Genomic DNA, 15,941 nt, shown 5'->3' with positions numbered 1-15,941 from the left:
GTTGATATCTAGCACTGGTACCAGTGATACGGCTAGGAACAATCTTGCCGCTTTCAGTGATGTAGTTCTTTAAAGTAACGATATCTTTGTAATCAATCTCGACAACACCTTCAGAGGTGAAGCGGCAGAACTTGCGACGACGGAAATAACGTGCCATTTTGACAGTCTCCTAAGTTTTCAATTCGACATTTTCAGCATGCAAGACTAAACGGTTTTGTCCATTTCGCCCTTGTTGTAGTGAAAGAAACCCTTCAACATCAACTTGCACACCTGCTTGTAATTTATTTGCAACGCTATCAAAGCGCGGACCACTTAATACCACTTGAATCAAACAGTAGACGTTTCTCAACATTTCTACTTCTTGTCGTTGTGATTTATGTTCTACCGTTATAACCACATGGGCTATACCGCTAGGACTATCTAATCGCCTTGAACGAGTTATCGTTCCAGACAACATTAAGTGATTATTCACAAAAAATTATTCAGCGTTTTCTTCAGCGCTTTCTTCTACATTACGGTCATCAGAAGGTGAACGACGTGAATCACGCTCGTCTCTTGCTTTTGCCATAGGAGAAGCTTCAGTAACGGCAGCTTTAGTGCGCATTACCATGTTACGCAGAACAGCGTCGTTGAAACGGAAAGCTGTTTCTAGTTCTTCGATAGACTCTGCAGATGCTTCTACGTTCAAAAGAACATAGTGAGCTTTATGTAGGTCTTGGATCGGGTAAGCCAATTGACGACGGCCCCAATCTTCTAAACGGTGGACTGTACCATTAGCAGCGGTGATAACACCGGTGTAACGCTCAATCATACCTGGGACTTGTTCACTTTGATCTGGGTGAACCATAAATACGATTTCATAATGACGCATTTATTGCTCCTTACGGTTAAGTAGCCTCTTTTCTGGCTCAGTCAGACCAATGTGGAGGCAAGGAACGAATTAAAGTGACTGATTTGAGCGCGCGATGATACATAAAGCGCGCAATAAACTCAAGCACTAACTCACTCTTTTCAGCAATCTTGAATACAGGTATGATGGCGGCAGTCCAAAATACCGCGTTTACGCCGTCAAGAATAAAACACTCTAATGATAACCATGAAAAACATAGTCACAACATGCTGCCTCTTTTTATTGTCTGCTCCGGCATGGGCATTAGTACCACCGGATTATCAAGAACCGCCTAGTAGTTTTAATGCTGAAGTTGAAGCCGGTTTACAGTTAAACAGCGGTAACAACGAAACTAAAAACTTCAACGGCCGTACTTATTTAACTTACGACTCGCCGAGCACCAAACAAGAAGCGACATTAAAGGCTTATTATGCTGCTGATGGAACTGAGTCTACTGCGGAAAAGTACGAATTGTTTTTACAGTCTAACTATAAATTAGAACGTGGTTATGTGTTTGGTCGTGGTGAATTTACCTGGAACGAGTTTGGTTCTTATACCCGAATTTCGACTATTTCTACTGGTTATGGTTTTGACCTAATTAAAAACTATAAAACCAAATTGAGCCTTGAAGCTGGCCCAGGTTATCGTTATGACCAACCGCAAGCCAGTATTGCCGAGCCAAACCCTGATGAAAACCGTGATGTAATTTTACGTTCAGCGGCTAAATATACGGTAAAACTGCAAGAGTACACTAGCTTCAATGCCGACGTAACAGCTGAAACAGGCTTAGATAACAACACGTTAACCCTTGATATGAGTTATAAAAATACATTTATTCAAGATTGGGCATTTAAAATCGGTATGAACATCAAGTACACTGAAGTGGTTCCTGATGAAAGTAAAAACACCGACACCGTCACCACATTCAACTTGTTGTACACGTTTCAATAATTATTGATCGCAAATGAAGCGTAACAAGACAATCAATCAGTAGGGCTAACGTAGCCCTACTGAATCAATAAAGGCGCAGTTATGGACAGCCCGCTACGCAGTTTTGCATCCTTATATAGCACCACCTTTTTAATGGTACTTGCCGCAGGTTTACTAACAACCTACTTGGGCTTAAGCCTGACTACTATGCAAGTGCCACAAATATGGATTGGTGGCATGATGTCTGCCTACTATATTGGTCTTGTGTGCGGTTCCAAAGTTGGCCATAAACTTATCGCTCAAGTGGGCCATATTCGAGCTTTTGTTGCTTGTGCTGGAATCGTCACAGCATCTGCACTGGGTCACGCCTTAATCGACAACTTAACCATATGGTTAGTATTGCGCCTTGCCGTTGGTATGGGAATGATGTGCCAATATATGGTGTTAGAAAGCTGGCTCAATGAGCAGGCCGAAAATAGTCAACGTGGCACCGTGTTTGCTAGTTACATGATTGTATCTTACTTAGGGTTAATGGCTGGCCAGGGAGCCATTAGCTTATATCCCGATTTAGGCATAGAACCACTGCTGTTAATCGCCATATGCTTTGCATTATGCATTGTGCCTATTTCAATCACTCGCAGAATCCACCCAGAACCGTTGACTCCGGCGCCATTACAAATGGGTCTGTATTGGAAACGCGCACCTCAAGCCTTAACGACAATAGCGTTAGGAAGCATGATTGTTGGTTGTTTTTATGGTTTAGCGCCATCTTATGCCACAGCCAAAGGCATTGACCCTGAACATGTTGCACTCTACATGTCTTGTACCATTTTTGCTGGGCTGTTAGCCCAATGGCCAATGGGTAAATTATCTGACATTATTTCTCGCAGCTTATTAATTCGCATTAACTGCACATTATTGGGCGTTATCGTATTAATTATTACGGTCGTTCCATTCCACTCTGTGTATTCATTAATATTAACCAGTTTATTTGGTATTTTGGCGTTCACCTTATACCCATTAGCAACGGCCTTAGCGAACTCGCGGGTAGATCAACACGAACGAGTAGGACTGTCGGCTACCATATTAGTGACCTTTGGTATTGGAGCAAGTATTGGCCCCTTAGTCGCTTCTGGTTTAATGCAGGTCTTGGGTGACCAAATGCTATATGGATTTATGGCAATCTGTTCGTTTACCTTATTAGTAAGACTACTGTGGATTAATTTGCGCCAAAAAGCCGAGCAAACAGCCACTGGAGATTACATTATGGCCGGTGGTGATTTAGTCAGCTCACCGTTAGCGGCATCATTCGATCCACGTGTGGATATTGAAATGGTCAACGAGCAAATGATCAATCCTTCCGAGGATGCATTTGATAGCGTGCCAGATCCAACCGACGATGAGCTTGAAGATGCCGATGAGCAAGCAGGTTATAATACTGCTTATGCTAGCGTAGTAAACGATGACAGTTTGGGGCATGAAGAATTGGATGACGAAGATGTCGATAATGAGATCGGTAGACGTTAATTGATTATCTAAGCTGCATATATATATAAAGTGCACTTATTTAAACTGAACGCATTAGCCGCTTTGAATTAATAAAAAGGTTAAAGCAGTTTGTAAAACACTCAATATCTTGAGCTTTAGATAATAAAAAACGGCGATTAATATCGCCGTTTTTTGATTGTATTATTTTGTTATACAGCTAGCAGCAAAGCTAATCTATGGTTGATTAGCCTAAACGCTGTCTAACCGCTTCAAATAAGCAAACACCAGTGGCAACAGACACGTTGAGACTAGACACACTTCCAGACATTGGAATTGATACGAGTGAATCACAACCTTCGCGCGATAAGCGACGCAAACCTTTATCTTCTGCGCCCATAGCAATGGCTAACGGCCCTTTAAGGTCTGCTTGGTATACATTACCCTCGGCTTCGCCTGCAGTACCTACAATCCAAACACCTTTATCTTGCAAGTGACGCATGGTACGAGCAAGGTTAGTCACTTGAAATAACGGTATGGTTTCTGCTGCGCCACAAGCAACTTTGCTTACGGTTGAAGTTAACCCTACTGAGTTATCTTTTGGTACGATAACCGCATGCACCCCGGCCGCATCAGCATTACGCAAACATGCACCAAGATTATGTGGGTCAGTTACACCGTCTAAAATCAATAAAAAAGGCACTGCTGTTTTATCAAGTAACTCATCTAAATCTTTTTCAGTCAAAGGCTTAACAGCCTTAACGCGAGCCACAATACCTTGGTGCTGTGAGCTACCCGCTTTGTCATCTAACACTTTACGTGCAGCACGTTGTAGTGTTGTACCAAAGGTTGACGCTAGATTAATTAATGGGGTTAGGCGTTCGTCATCACGGCCTTGTAACAGCCAAAGTTCAATGACACGTTCAGGGCTGTTATCTAACAAAGCTTGAACGGCGTGAATGCCAAAAATGGTATCTTGTTTTTTCATTTAATTACTTTCTCTTGCTGCGCTTGGCAGGGTTTTTCTTAACGCTAGAATCTGGTTTTGCTGCATCCGATTTTTGTGCAACTGCAGAAGGTTTTTTTACCGCCGCTGGTTTTGCCGCTGGAGATGAAGCTTTTCCGCTTGAACGACGCTTGCTGGCTTTAGGCTTATCAGACTTTACAGATGACTTACCTCGTGCTGACTTAGCACCTTCTGCATTGACTCGCTGGCGTGCGGTTGTAGGCTTGCTACCTTTACGCGCCGTTTTACCCGCACCTTTAGTGTTGTCACCTACCATCAATAAATCAATTTGACGATCATCAAGATTCACCGCCGCAACTTTAACCGTCACAGGATCGCCGACTTGATATACTTGGCGAGAATTTTCACCAATTAACCGCTGACGCATTGGATCGAATTGATAATAGTCACTGGCAAGACTTGAAATATGTACTAGCCCATCAATAAATAATTCGTTTAATCTGACAAATAAACCAAAGCTAGTGACTGAGGCAATGACCGCGTCGAAGGTGTCGCCGACGTGATCTTGCATATATTCACATTTCAACCAATCACTCACATCACGGGTTGCTTCGTCTGCACGACGCTCAGTGGTAGAACATTCTTCACCTAATGCATCTAACTCTTCAATCTGATAGAGATAACCACCATCTTGAGTCCATTTATCGTTGGCATTACCCAGCTCTTTAGCGAGTAAATATTTGATCACTCGATGTAAAACTAAGTCAGGATAACGACGAATTGGCGACGTAAAATGCGAATAAGCTTCTAATGCCAAACCAAAGTGACCTTCGTTGTCTGGGCTGTAAACGGCCTGGCGCATTGAGCGCAATAACATCACCTGAATTAACTCAAAGTCAGGACGGTCAGCAATTTTTAACATCAGATTTTGATAGTCAGTCGGAGTCGGTTCTAATCCGCCATCCATGCTTAAACCGCGCTCAGCAAGAAACTCTTTAAAATTAGCCAGTTTTTGCTCTGATGGTGCTTCGTGAACACGATATAGCACTTCACCTTTGTGTTTTTTAACAAATTTCGCCGACGCCACATTGGCTAAAATCATACATTCTTCAATGATTTTATGTGCTTGATTGCGGCCTCTTGGGACAATTTTATCAATTTTACGTTGCTCATTAAAAATGAACTGGGTTTCTAATGTTTCAAAAGCAATTGCCCCACGCTCTGCTCGGCGCTCATCTAAGATCAGATATAACGACTGCAAACACAACAAATGTGGGAATAGTGCTTCATGCTCAGGAGCAATTGCGCCACCTTCTAGCATGTCGGCAACTTGGGTATAGGTAAAACGTGCATGAGAGTGCATTACCGCAGGGTAGAACTTAGTACCAGATAACTTACCCGCTGCAGAAATGGTCATTTCAGCGACCATACATAAACGGTCGACTTTTGGCTTTAATGAACATAAACCATTAGATATTTTCTCAGGCAACATTGGGATAACTTGCGATGGGAAATATACCGAGTTACCACGTGAGCGCGCTTCAGTATCTAAGGCTGAATCAGTGCGAACATAATGACTCACATCAGCAATTGCTACCCATAAACGCCAGCCACCACTTGGTTTTGCCTCAGCATACACCGCGTCATCAAAATCACGGGCATCTTCGCCATCAATAGTGACTAACGGTAAATGACGTAAATCTACGCGACCTAATTTATCTTCTTCGGTAACTTCATCAGGAATACGTTTGAGTTTTTTCTCAATAATCGCTGACCAAGTATGTGGTAAATCATAATTACGTAATGCAATTTCAATTTCCATACCCGGTGCCATTGTCTTACCTAAGACTTCGGTCACTTTCGCTGCAGCTTTAACAAAACGACCAGGGCGACGAGTTAACTCAACCACAACAACATCACCGGCACGCGCGCCTAGAGTATCTTCGCTGGCGATTAATATTTCTTGGGTGATGCGTCTGTCGTCAGCAATCACAAACCCCATGCCGCCATCGACATGATAACGGCCAACTAATGCAGCCGTTCGCTCATGAACTAAGCGGACTATTCGTGCTTCTCGACGACCACGACGATCGGTACCCGCTTTTTGAGCAAGCACTTTATCGCCATGGAAATACATCAGCATGTCGCGATTATTAATAAATAAGTCATCACCGCCTTCATCTGGCTTAAAAAAGCCGAATCCATCGCGATGGCCTAAAACGGTACCAGACAATAAATCCATTCGTTCAGGTAAGCCATAACTTTGACCGCGGGTAAAAACTAGCTGGCCATCACGTTCCATTGCACGTAAACGACGACGTAGGGCCTCTAATGGCACTTCATCTGTAATGGATAATGCTTCAGCTATTTTATCGCGGGTAACAGGAGACTTTTGGGCGCGCAAGTATTCTAAAATATACTCACGGCTAGGAATAGGATTGTCGTACTTGTCTTGTTCTCTCTCAAAATGAGGATCGTTGATCATTCAATTTCCAAATAATTCGCTCCATATTTTGGAGCCTTTAACGTTTGTACAGCTGAGGCTGCTGTGCCCTGGCCACAATACTGGCGGGCATTTTTGCAGCGAGCATCTGCAATAAAGACGAGGCCTTTTTCTGTTGGGCGTCGTCATCAAATATACTGTTATATAACCAATGATAGCCAAGTTCATAATCGGCAGGACTTCCATAGCCTTCACCAAAGAAACGAACCAGTGTCATTCTTGCGGTTAAATCACCGTTCGCTGCAGCAGGCAACACGTATTGCACTGCACGATTGGGATCTTTAATCACTAGTTTACCGCGATAATAATAATCTGCCAATTTTACCATCGCTTCTGCACTACCTTGCTCAGCTGAGGTTTGCAGTAGCGCCATGCCGCGAGAAGGATGAGCCTTGACACAAACACCATTATTAAGCATTTCGCCCCATAAAAACTGATACATGGGTTGCTGTAATACTTCTGCACGGGCTTCAATGTCTTGAACCAGCTGACAGTCATCTGCTTTTACGCGTTGTAAATATTGATTTGAGCGGATGAGCGAAATCAATTGTTGATCGCTATAGATATCGACAGCTTCTGTCACCGCAAATACATTGATCGAAACCACACTCAACAATAATAAACAGATACGCAACATAAGGATTCTCGATGACACTTTCATGACTTATCCATCGGCAGTATAGCGTATTTCTTGAATAGAAACTGTTACTACCGTTAATTGCGCCCATTAAAAAGGCCGCTTATCGCGGCCTGTTTAGTTTACTTGAACGGATTAACCAGAATCATGGTTTCATTTCTGTCCGGCCCAGTAGAGATAATATCAATAGGCGTTTCTAATAACTCTTCGAGACGCTTGATATAATTTATTGCCGCTGGAGGCAATTGCTCGATTGTTGTGGCACCAAAAGTGGTTTCACTCCAACCAGGCATGGTTTCATATATTGGAGTAACTAAATCATATCCTTCTGCAGCCAAAGGCGTAACCTTTGAAACTGTTCCATCAGCATATTGATAGCCAACACAAATTTTAACTTCTTTTAGGCCGTCTAAAACGTCTAATTTAGTTAAACAAAAACCACTAACGCTGTTGATTTGAACTGCGCGGCGCATTGCCACAGCATCCAACCAACCTGGACGACGCTTACGACCAGTTGTTGCACCAAACTCTTGGCCTTTCTCACCAATATAATCACCAATTTCATTGGCTAATTCTGTTGGGAATGGACCAGCACCGACGCGAGTCGTATAAGCTTTCATGATGCCTAAAACATAGTCTAAATGACGAGGACCAAAACCTGAACCAGTCGCAACACCACCAGCTGTCGTGTTTGATGAAGTCACAAATGGATAAGTACCGTGGTCGATATCCAATAATGTGCCTTGAGCGCCTTCAAACAAAATTGGCTCACCCGCTTTACGCGCAACATCAAGCATTTCACTAACATCAGTACACATGCTTTTTAGATAATCAGCAATCGCTAATGCATCATCAAGTGTTTGCTGATAATCAACGGCTTCAACTTTGTAGTACTCAGTTAGCATGAAGTTATGATATTTCATCACTTCTTGTAACTTAGTCGCAAAAAGTTCTGCATTAAACAAATCACCGATGCGTAAACCGCGACGAGATACTTTGTCTTCATATGCAGGACCAATACCACGACCCGTTGTACCAATGGCTTGATTACCGCGAGCTTTCTCGCGAGCAATATCCAATGCACAATGGAATGGAAGGATAAGCGGACATGCTTCAGAAATTAATAAACGTTCTTCGACAGGTACGCCGCGTCCTTTTAGCATGTTGATTTCTTTCATCAACGCATCAGGAGCAACAACCACACCATTACCGATAATACATTTTACGTTATCACGTAAAATGCCTGACGGAATAAGATGAAGAACGGTTTTTTCACCATCAATTACCAAAGTATGACCGGCATTATGGCCGCCTTGGTAACGAACTACGTATTTTGCCTGTTCTGTTAAAAGGTCGACAATCTTACCTTTGCCTTCGTCACCCCATTGAGTGCCGAGTACGACTACATTTTTGCCCATTATTAGCTGCAACGTCTTGTGGTATAAAATAGAATTTTAACAGATTTTAGGGGGTTATAGGCAAGTGTTTTATTAAAAAATAATCAATAAAACAATTCCTGCAGTAACTAAACATCCACCTAAGCGTCTGAGAACATTTTGCTTTTGTGTAGAAAGCTCTAATAAATATTTTTGCCACTTGTTAGGAAAAAGTAACGGACCAAGCCCTTCAATAATTAAAACTAAGCCAAATGCGGTCATTAACAATGGTAAATTCATGTTTTAGCCTCTTTTTAACTGATACCAATTCCATTAATTATGTAACCTCAACTAGTGTTAAGAGATGAGAATATAATTATAAAGATCAAAGTTTAGTCATTAACCACTATCAAACTTGTTATTTATCTTACTAACAAGACGAATTGACGCGCCAATGGCTGACCTATTACAAGCCTGCTTGTGTAAAAATAACGCAGTTAGCAAGACAAAGGGCTGCTTGCGAGGCGTTTGTTATCTCAAGTTCAGGTTATGTACCTTTCAGCCGATGTTTCTGGCCTATTCACATTGATGCTATACAACCTCATTAACACACAAAGCACATTTTACACGATAAATTTTAGGCAATAAAAAACCCAGCAAATGCTGGGTTTTTTGAATCCAAAAAACGAATTAACGCTTAGAGAACTGTGGCTTACGACGTGCTTTACGTAGACCAACTTTCTTACGTTCAACTTTACGTGCATCACGGGTAACAAAACCAGCGCTACGTAGAGTAGGACGTAAAGCTTCATCTAGTTGCAATAATGCACGGGTAATACCGTGACGAATTGCACCAGCTTGGCCAGTAGTACCACCGCCCTTTACAGTTACATAGATGTCTAATTTATCAGTCATTTCAACTAATTCTAATGGTTGACGAACAACCATACGAGCAGTTTCACGACCAAAATATACATCCAAAGGACGTTGGTTTACAACGATATTGCCACTACCTGCTTTAGCGAAAACGCGAGCTGTAGATGTTTTGCGACGGCCAGTGCCGTAGTACTGAGTTGCAGACATTTGCTTACTCCTCCCGTTTAGATATCAAGAACTTGTGGTTGTTGTGCAGCGTGGTTATGTTCTGTGCCAGCGTAAACTTTAAGCTTACGGAACATGGCACGGCCCAAAGGACCTTTTGGTAACATACCCTTAACTGCTTTCTCGATGATCATTTCAGGCTTATGAGCTTGAAGCTTCTCAAAGCTGATTTGCTTAATGCCACCAATGAAGCCTGAATGAGAGTAGTAGATCTTACCAGCAGCTTTATTACCAGTTACAGTCACTTTTTCAGCATTGATAACGATGATATAATCACCAGTGTCAACGTGTGGAGTGTATTCTGGCTTATGCTTGCCACGTAAGCGAGTTGCGATTTCAGTTGCGATACGGCCTAAAGTTTTGCCTTCAGCGTCAACAACAAACCAGTCACGAGTTACAGTTTCTGGTGTAGCAGTAAAAGTCTTCATTATTACAAAAACCCAAAGTTAATTTTCTGTCTCACATGCCGACTGCAGGTTGCAATCAACACAAAATTACCGATTCTTGCCCCTTCGAACATGAATATTGGCTTACAACTTCCGCCCAAATTGGCGGATTAACGCGGGCAGGTCGCAGATTATACGCAAAGCCACAGCAAAGATCACCTGCTTTTTGATAATATTTCAAATAAATCACTCAATGAGCGATGATCAAAAAATGCCCGACTTTTCAAAAAGTATCGTTTACAAGTTTAAGGCAAATGTTCCAGCGCCAGATACTCTCTTGATTGCATTTCAATCAGCCTTGAACGACAGCGTCTGAATTCAAAATTTAACTGGCCATCGGTATAAATATGTTCCAATTCGACTTGGGCTGAAATAATCAATTTGACATTTCTTTCGTAGAATTCATCAACCATAGCCAAGAAGCGTCTGGCAATATCATCACCCGTTTGCTGTGAGCCCATTTGCTCTAAACCACTCACCAGCACAGTATGATAGAGGCAAGCCATTTCCATATAGTCACGCTGTGAGCGAGGCCCATCACATAAATCGCGGAAGTTGATTAACAGCACCCCTTGCGACTGCTGACGAATTCGAATTGCACGTCCATCAACGTCTATAGGAGCAGTAAGTTTTTCAGATTCCGGCGCCAACTGGTCAAAGTAATGTAATAAATTGATGTCAGCTTGTTCATCGAGTGGATAATGATAAATCTCTGCCTGCTCTAAAGTACGCAGACGGTAATCAATTCCAGAATCAACATTTAAGATTTCACAGTGTTGGTTAATCAAGGCTATGGCAGGTAAAAAGCGCACCCGTTGTAAGCCATTTTTGTATAATTCATCAGGAATGATATTTGAGGTAGCGACGAGGGCAACCCCTTCTTTAAATAATGCTTGAAATAACGTTCCTAGCAGCATGGCATCGGTGATATCCGACACAAAAAACTCATCGAAACAGATAATTTGATATTGCGAAGCCATCTTTTTTGCAATAGTAAGCAGAGGATCTTGCACACCTTTGAGTTCACCTAAGTCATGATGAATTTGGTGCATAAAGCGGTGGAAATGAGCGCGTAATTTTCGATCTGTTGGCAATGCATCAAAAAAGGTGTCCATCAGATAGGTTTTACCCCGGCCAACGCCACCCCATAAATACAAACCTTTTACTGGTGTAGGTGTCGACTTGATTCCTATTGCGCTAAATAATTTACTCACGCTAGATGCAGGTTTAGCCGCGACAATTAATTCATCATAGACTCGTTGTAGTGACTTAACCGCTTGTTCTTGTGCGGCATCATGTGAAAAATCATCTCGGGTAAGGTCTTGCTGATAATGCTGCCAAGGGGTTAACTGCGACACGATTACGACTCTCTTACATCAAATAATTGCTGCGAATAATAACATTAAACAATCAATACGAGTAATGGCTTCAACGGATCAAATTAACCTTTGTTAATAAAAATGGAACTAACACGATGACCACTACTCTGATTGATTAACGTAAATTTGCTTATTGTTTGCTTATCATTGTGCTGACATGCCCACCATTTTAGGACATCACCAAACAAACTCACGGCAACACACTAACAAAAATGATTAACGATATTTAACTTTGAAATCATGCCATCAAGCCACATATTTTATGTTATCAAACTTGAATGCATACAGGAGCTATCCATAGATGAAAACCAAATTAAGCTTACTTTCTGCTGCGTTATTAACTGCATCGTTAGCCATGACACCCGCGCTATCATTCGCTGCAATTCCACAAGCCGTCGACGGGCAAGCCATTCCTAGCTTAGCGCCAATGTTAGAACGGACAACGCCAGCGGTTGTGTCGGTAGCAGTATCGGGCACCCAAGTTTCAAAACAACGAGTACCGGATGTGTTTCGCTACTTCTTTGGTCCTAATGCACCACAAGAACAAGTTCAAGAACGCCCTTTTAGAGGTTTAGGTTCAGGCGTTATTATTGATGCAGACAAAGGCTACATCATTACCAATAACCATGTAATCAATGGTGCAGACGATATCCAAATTGGTTTACATGATGGCCGTGAAGTTAAAGCAAAACTAATCGGTGCAGATAAAGAATCTGATATTGCCCTACTTCAAATTGAAGCAAAAAACTTAATAGCTATTAAACAAACTGATTCTGATGAAATTCGCGTCGGTGATTTTGCAGTGGCCATTGGTAACCCATTTGGTCTTGGACAAACCGTCACGTCAGGGATAGTCAGCGCGCTAGGCCGAAGTGGTTTAGGCATTGAAATGCTCGAAAACTTTATCCAAACCGATGCAGCTATAAATAGTGGTAACTCGGGCGGTGCATTAGTTAACTTAAAAGGTGAACTCATCGGAATTAATACCGCCATTGTCGCCCCTAATGGTGGTAACGTCGGTATTGGTTTCGCAATCCCTGCCAATATGGTGAATAACCTTGTAGAGCAAATTATTGAACACGGTGAAGTAAGACGTGGCGTGCTCGGAGTATCAGGACGAGACCTTGATAATGAACTCGCTAAAGCGTTTGGTTTAGACACTCAACATGGTGGCTTTGTGAATGAAGTCATGCCAAAGAGCGCAGCTGACAAAGCCGGACTAAAAGCGGGTGATATTATTACCAGCCTGAATGGCCGTAGCATTAAAACCTTCCAAGAACTTCGTGCAAAAGTTGCCACTATGGGCGCAGGTGCTGAAGTAGAATTTGGGATTATTCGTGACGGTGATAAAAAGACCATTAAAGCAACTTTAGGTGAAGCGGATAAAGTCGAAGCAGAAGCGGGTAACGTACACCCTATGTTACAAGGCGCAACCTTAGAAGACAGCAAGAAAGGCATCCAGATCACTGAGATTGCTCAAGGCTCGCCAGCTGCAATGAGTGGTTTACAGAAAGGCGACTTAATAGTGGGACTTAATCGCAACAAAGTGACCAGCCTGAAAGCATTAAAAGAAATGCTAAAAGACAATCAAAGCTCTGTCGCGCTAAAAATATTACGTGATAACAACTTGCTATATCTTGTTTTACGCTAGTATCGTCACCCCACTAGATCACACTCGATGACAATCATTCGATTATTGAGTGTGATATCAGTTAAGGAATTAAGCATCGGCAAACGTTTGGTCGATGCTTAATTTTTTGAGCTATGTTAATATAACAGCCATTTTTTTTAACAATTATTCACGCCATGAACCTAAAAGACACTTGCATCTATATAACTAAAGCTGTGGTATTTGGTCTAGTCATGGCAGCTGTTTTCTTAGCCATAACCTCTTTGACACAAAACTCCTCGCTCAACCATAGCTTAACGAATGTAAGCAATAATGGCTCAGAATTATCTTTTGCTAAAGCGGTCCGCCGTGCAGCCCCTGCCGTTGCGAATATTTATAGCCTTAGCATTGATCAACATAATCCACTCAATTCAAGCTCACTTCAAGGCCTCGGCTCAGGAGTCATAATGAGTAAAGAAGGTTATGTGTTAACCAATTACCATGTGATAAAAAAAGCTGATGAGATTGTGATTGCACTGCAAGATGGGCGCAAATTTACTGCTGAAGTGGTTGGTTCAGATCCCGAAACTGATTTAGCAGTGCTCAAGATTGAAGGTGACAATTTACCAATCGTGCCGATTAATCTTAATAAGCTCGCCCAAGTAGGTGATGTGGTATTGGCCATTGGCAATCCTTATAATATTGGCCAAACCATTACCCAAGGGATTATCAGTGCAACAGGACGTAACGGCTTAAGTTCAGGTTACTTAGACTTTCTACAAACTGATGCCGCCATTAATGCAGGCAATTCTGGCGGCGCATTAATCGACACCAGTGGTGAATTAATTGGCATTAATACTGCCGCATTCCAAGTGGGTGGTGATAATGGTGGCAATGGGATTAGTTTCGCGATTCCAATTAAATTAGCCCACAGTATTATGGATAAATTGGTTAAGCATGGCCGGGTTATTCGTGGCGCATTAGGAATTTCGGGTGAGCCGTTAAACCCTGTAATGGCTCAGATACTCAACTTGCCTGATTTAAAAGGTGTGTTGGTTACGGGTATTGATCCTGATGGACCGGCTGCACGTGCACGCTTATCACCTAGAGATGTTATTACTCAATATAATGACGAAGATGTTCCTGGTGTTGAAATGTTAATGGACAGAATTGCAGAAACCACGCCGGGGACTAAAGTCAATATGACCATTATTCGTGAAGGTAAAAAGCAAACATTACCGGTGATTATTTCAGAAAAAGTCCCTGCAGCAGAGTAGTAAACGCAAATATTCACAGACAAAAAAGCCATTCAAATGAATGGCTTTTTTTATGCGTCAGCAGTAATGTTTATGACTACTGCATTTGAGTTATGTTATTTCACACCAGCTATTTAACTCGTACGACTTCAGCACCTAAGCCTTGGAACTTAGCTTCAATGTGCTCGTAACCACGATCTAAATGGTAGATACGATCCACAGTTGTCGTTCCCTCAGCCATTAAGCCTGCAATGACTAAGCTGGCAGATGCACGTAAATCTGTCGCCATCACTTGCGCGCCATTTAAACGATCAATACCATGAATAATACAAGTATTGCCTTCCTGTTCAATGTCCGCACCCATACGAATGAGTTCAGGAACGTGCATGAAACGATTCTCGAAAATCGTCTCAGTAACACGGCCAGTACCTTCAGCTAGAGCATTCAACACACAGAATTGCGCTTGCATATCGGTTGGAAATGCAGGATATGGTGCCGTTTTAATATTAACTGATTTTGGACGTTGACCTTTCATATCAAGCTCAATCCAATCTTCGCCGGTAGTGATCTCAGCACCCGCATCTTCAAGCTTTGATAATACCGCTTCTAATGCACTAGGGTCTGCTGATACACAGCGAATTTTGCCACGAGTTACAGCAGCAGCAACGAGGAATGAACCAGTCTCGATCCGATCAGGCATAACGCGATATTCGCAACCCGATAAACGTTCAACCCCTTCAATCTTTAAGGTTGCTGTACCAATACCGGTGATCTTTGCACCCATAGCTATTAAGCAATGTGCTAAATCAGTGACTTCAGGCTCACGGGCAGCATTTTCAATCACTGTGGTGCCATCCGCTAACGCTGCGGCCATAAGCAAGTTTTCAGTGGCGCCGACACTGACCATATCCATAAAGATATGCGCGCCTTTTAAACGGCCATCTACGCGCGCTTTAATGTAGCCTTCTTTGACTTCAATCTTAGCTCCCATTAACTCTAAGCCATGTAAATGCAGATTCACCGGACGTGCGCCAATAGCACAGCCGCCAGGCAAAGAAACATCTGCAGTTCCATAACGGGCAAGCAATGGACCTAAAATAAGAATAGAAGCACGCATGGTTTTGACTAAGTCATAAGGGGCGCAGTATTCATTTAAATTGGTGGTTGAAATACGAATGCGGCTACCGCCCAAGTCTTCAACCTCTGCGCCTAAACAGCGAAGGAGTTCACAGCTAGTGATCACGTCACGTAAGCTAGGCACATTTGAGACAATAAAATCTGTTTCAGCTAATACACCAGCCATTAAAATTGGCAATGCTGCGTTTTTTGCACCAGAGATCACGACTTCGCCAGCTAAAGGGTT

The 15,941-nt window shown here is 42.4% G+C and carries 16 protein-coding genes; 4 read left to right on the top strand and 12 right to left on the bottom strand.

Annotated elements, in window-relative coordinates; all coding sequences use genetic code 11:
* The 3 genes from rpsR to rpsF form a co-directional block, all read right to left on the bottom strand.
* Positions 1-157: 30S ribosomal protein S18 (gene rpsR, locus CXF78_RS03995; protein WP_102036040.1), on the bottom strand; the 157-nt coding region annotated here is incomplete at its 3' end.
* Between the two features lie 12 nt (positions 158-169).
* Positions 170-457 carry a primosomal replication protein N gene (priB, locus tag CXF78_RS03990; protein ID WP_011638788.1) on the bottom strand — a complete coding sequence of 96 codons (288 nt, stop codon included), beginning with the start codon at positions 455-457 and terminating at the stop codon, positions 170-172.
* Between the two features lie 21 nt (positions 458-478).
* Positions 479-871, bottom strand: coding sequence for a 30S ribosomal protein S6 (gene rpsF, locus CXF78_RS03985; protein WP_011638789.1), 393 nt, complete (start codon positions 869-871; stop codon positions 479-481).
* Positions 872-1,087: 216 nt separating this feature from the next.
* Between rpsF and CXF78_RS03980 the strand changes: the two genes are divergently transcribed.
* Both CXF78_RS03980 and CXF78_RS03975 read left to right on the top strand, forming a co-directional pair.
* Positions 1,088-1,840, top strand: coding sequence for a DUF481 domain-containing protein (locus CXF78_RS03980; RefSeq protein ID WP_011638790.1), 753 nt, complete (start codon positions 1,088-1,090; stop codon positions 1,838-1,840).
* A gap of 81 nt (positions 1,841-1,921) precedes the next feature.
* Positions 1,922-3,346, top strand: a complete 1,425-nt coding sequence (locus CXF78_RS03975; protein ID WP_011638791.1) for an MFS transporter — start codon at positions 1,922-1,924, stop codon at positions 3,344-3,346.
* Positions 3,347-3,551: 205 nt separating this feature from the next.
* Here CXF78_RS03975 and rlmB read toward each other — a convergent pair whose 3' ends face one another.
* The 8 genes from rlmB to zapE form a co-directional block, all read right to left on the bottom strand.
* Entirely contained in the window at positions 3,552-4,292 is a 741-nt protein-coding gene (rlmB, locus tag CXF78_RS03970) for a 23S rRNA (guanosine(2251)-2'-O)-methyltransferase RlmB (RefSeq protein ID WP_011638792.1), read from the bottom strand.
* 4 nt (positions 4,293-4,296) lie between these two features.
* Entirely contained in the window at positions 4,297-6,756 is a 2,460-nt protein-coding gene (gene rnr / locus CXF78_RS03965) for a ribonuclease R (protein ID WP_102036039.1), read from the bottom strand.
* Positions 6,757-6,793: 37 nt separating this feature from the next.
* Positions 6,794-7,411 (bottom strand): tetratricopeptide repeat protein, encoded by a 618-nt coding sequence (locus tag CXF78_RS03960; RefSeq protein WP_374702268.1) that lies wholly within the window; start codon positions 7,409-7,411, stop codon positions 6,794-6,796.
* A 122-nt stretch (positions 7,412-7,533) separates the two neighbouring features.
* On the bottom strand, positions 7,534-8,829 hold the full coding sequence (locus CXF78_RS03955) for an adenylosuccinate synthase (protein WP_011638795.1): 1,296 nt from the start codon (positions 8,827-8,829) through the stop codon (positions 7,534-7,536).
* Positions 8,830-8,901: 72 nt separating this feature from the next.
* Positions 8,902-9,087, bottom strand: a complete 186-nt coding sequence (locus tag CXF78_RS03950; RefSeq protein ID WP_102036037.1) for a DUF2065 domain-containing protein — start codon at positions 9,085-9,087, stop codon at positions 8,902-8,904.
* 390 nt (positions 9,088-9,477) lie between these two features.
* The gene (rpsI, locus tag CXF78_RS03945; protein WP_011494965.1) at positions 9,478-9,870 is read right to left on the bottom strand and encodes a 30S ribosomal protein S9; all 393 of its coding nucleotides are present in this window, start codon (positions 9,868-9,870) and stop codon (positions 9,478-9,480) included.
* Between the two features lie 17 nt (positions 9,871-9,887).
* A complete protein-coding gene (rplM, locus tag CXF78_RS03940) occupies positions 9,888-10,316 on the bottom strand; it encodes a 50S ribosomal protein L13 (protein ID WP_011638797.1) in 429 nt (142 codons plus the stop codon).
* 263 nt (positions 10,317-10,579) lie between these two features.
* Positions 10,580-11,692: a cell division protein ZapE gene (gene zapE / locus CXF78_RS03935; protein WP_102036036.1), complete on the bottom strand. Its 1,113-nt coding sequence runs from the start codon at positions 11,690-11,692 to the stop codon at positions 10,580-10,582.
* A 322-nt stretch (positions 11,693-12,014) separates the two neighbouring features.
* On the opposite strand from zapE, the gene degQ reads away from it, so the two are divergent.
* Positions 12,015-13,364 (top strand): Do family serine endopeptidase DegQ, encoded by a 1,350-nt coding sequence (gene degQ, locus CXF78_RS03930; RefSeq protein WP_102036035.1) that lies wholly within the window; start codon positions 12,015-12,017, stop codon positions 13,362-13,364.
* A 155-nt stretch (positions 13,365-13,519) separates the two neighbouring features.
* Positions 13,520-14,599, top strand: a complete 1,080-nt coding sequence (gene degS / locus CXF78_RS03925; protein WP_011638800.1) for an outer membrane-stress sensor serine endopeptidase DegS — start codon at positions 13,520-13,522, stop codon at positions 14,597-14,599.
* Positions 14,600-14,708: 109 nt separating this feature from the next.
* Here degS and murA read toward each other — a convergent pair.
* The coding region (murA, locus tag CXF78_RS03920) for a UDP-N-acetylglucosamine 1-carboxyvinyltransferase (RefSeq protein ID WP_102036034.1) at positions 14,709-15,941 on the bottom strand (1,233 nt) is incomplete at its 5' end.

This window comes from Shewanella sp. 11B5, from assembly GCF_002836795.1.
In the GTDB taxonomy this organism is placed as follows: Bacteria; Pseudomonadota; Gammaproteobacteria; order Enterobacterales; family Shewanellaceae; genus Shewanella; species Shewanella frigidimarina.
The sequence above is the reverse complement of the archived record's forward strand: the minus strand, read 5'-3'. Positions and strand labels throughout refer to the sequence as shown.

What these genes read in the sequence shown, in the direction of transcription:
- rpsI (WP_011494965.1), bottom strand. Translation starts at nt 9,870, where the DNA reads ATGTCTGCAACTCAGTACTACGGCACTGGCCGTCGCAAAACATCTACA.
- rplM (WP_011638797.1), bottom strand. Translation starts at nt 10,316, where the DNA reads ATGAAGACTTTTACTGCTACACCAGAAACTGTAACTCGTGACTGGTTT.
- degS (WP_011638800.1), top strand. Translation starts at nt 13,520, where the DNA reads ATGAACCTAAAAGACACTTGCATCTATATAACTAAAGCTGTGGTATTT.
- rpsF (WP_011638789.1), bottom strand. Translation starts at nt 871, where the DNA reads ATGCGTCATTATGAAATCGTATTTATGGTTCACCCAGATCAAAGTGAA.
- rnr (WP_102036039.1), bottom strand. Translation starts at nt 6,756, where the DNA reads ATGATCAACGATCCTCATTTTGAGAGAGAACAAGACAAGTACGACAAT.
- CXF78_RS03975 (WP_011638791.1), top strand. Translation starts at nt 1,922, where the DNA reads ATGGACAGCCCGCTACGCAGTTTTGCATCCTTATATAGCACCACCTTT.
- CXF78_RS03955 (WP_011638795.1), bottom strand. Translation starts at nt 8,829, where the DNA reads ATGGGCAAAAATGTAGTCGTACTCGGCACTCAATGGGGTGACGAAGGC.
- CXF78_RS03960 (WP_374702268.1), bottom strand. Translation starts at nt 7,411, where the DNA reads ATGTTGCGTATCTGTTTATTATTGTTGAGTGTGGTTTCGATCAATGTA.
- priB (WP_011638788.1), bottom strand. Translation starts at nt 457, where the DNA reads ATGTTGTCTGGAACGATAACTCGTTCAAGGCGATTAGATAGTCCTAGC.
- CXF78_RS03980 (WP_011638790.1), top strand. Translation starts at nt 1,088, where the DNA reads ATGATAACCATGAAAAACATAGTCACAACATGCTGCCTCTTTTTATTG.
- degQ (WP_102036035.1), top strand. Translation starts at nt 12,015, where the DNA reads ATGAAAACCAAATTAAGCTTACTTTCTGCTGCGTTATTAACTGCATCG.
- rlmB (WP_011638792.1), bottom strand. Translation starts at nt 4,292, where the DNA reads ATGAAAAAACAAGATACCATTTTTGGCATTCACGCCGTTCAAGCTTTG.
- CXF78_RS03950 (WP_102036037.1), bottom strand. Translation starts at nt 9,087, where the DNA reads ATGAATTTACCATTGTTAATGACCGCATTTGGCTTAGTTTTAATTATT.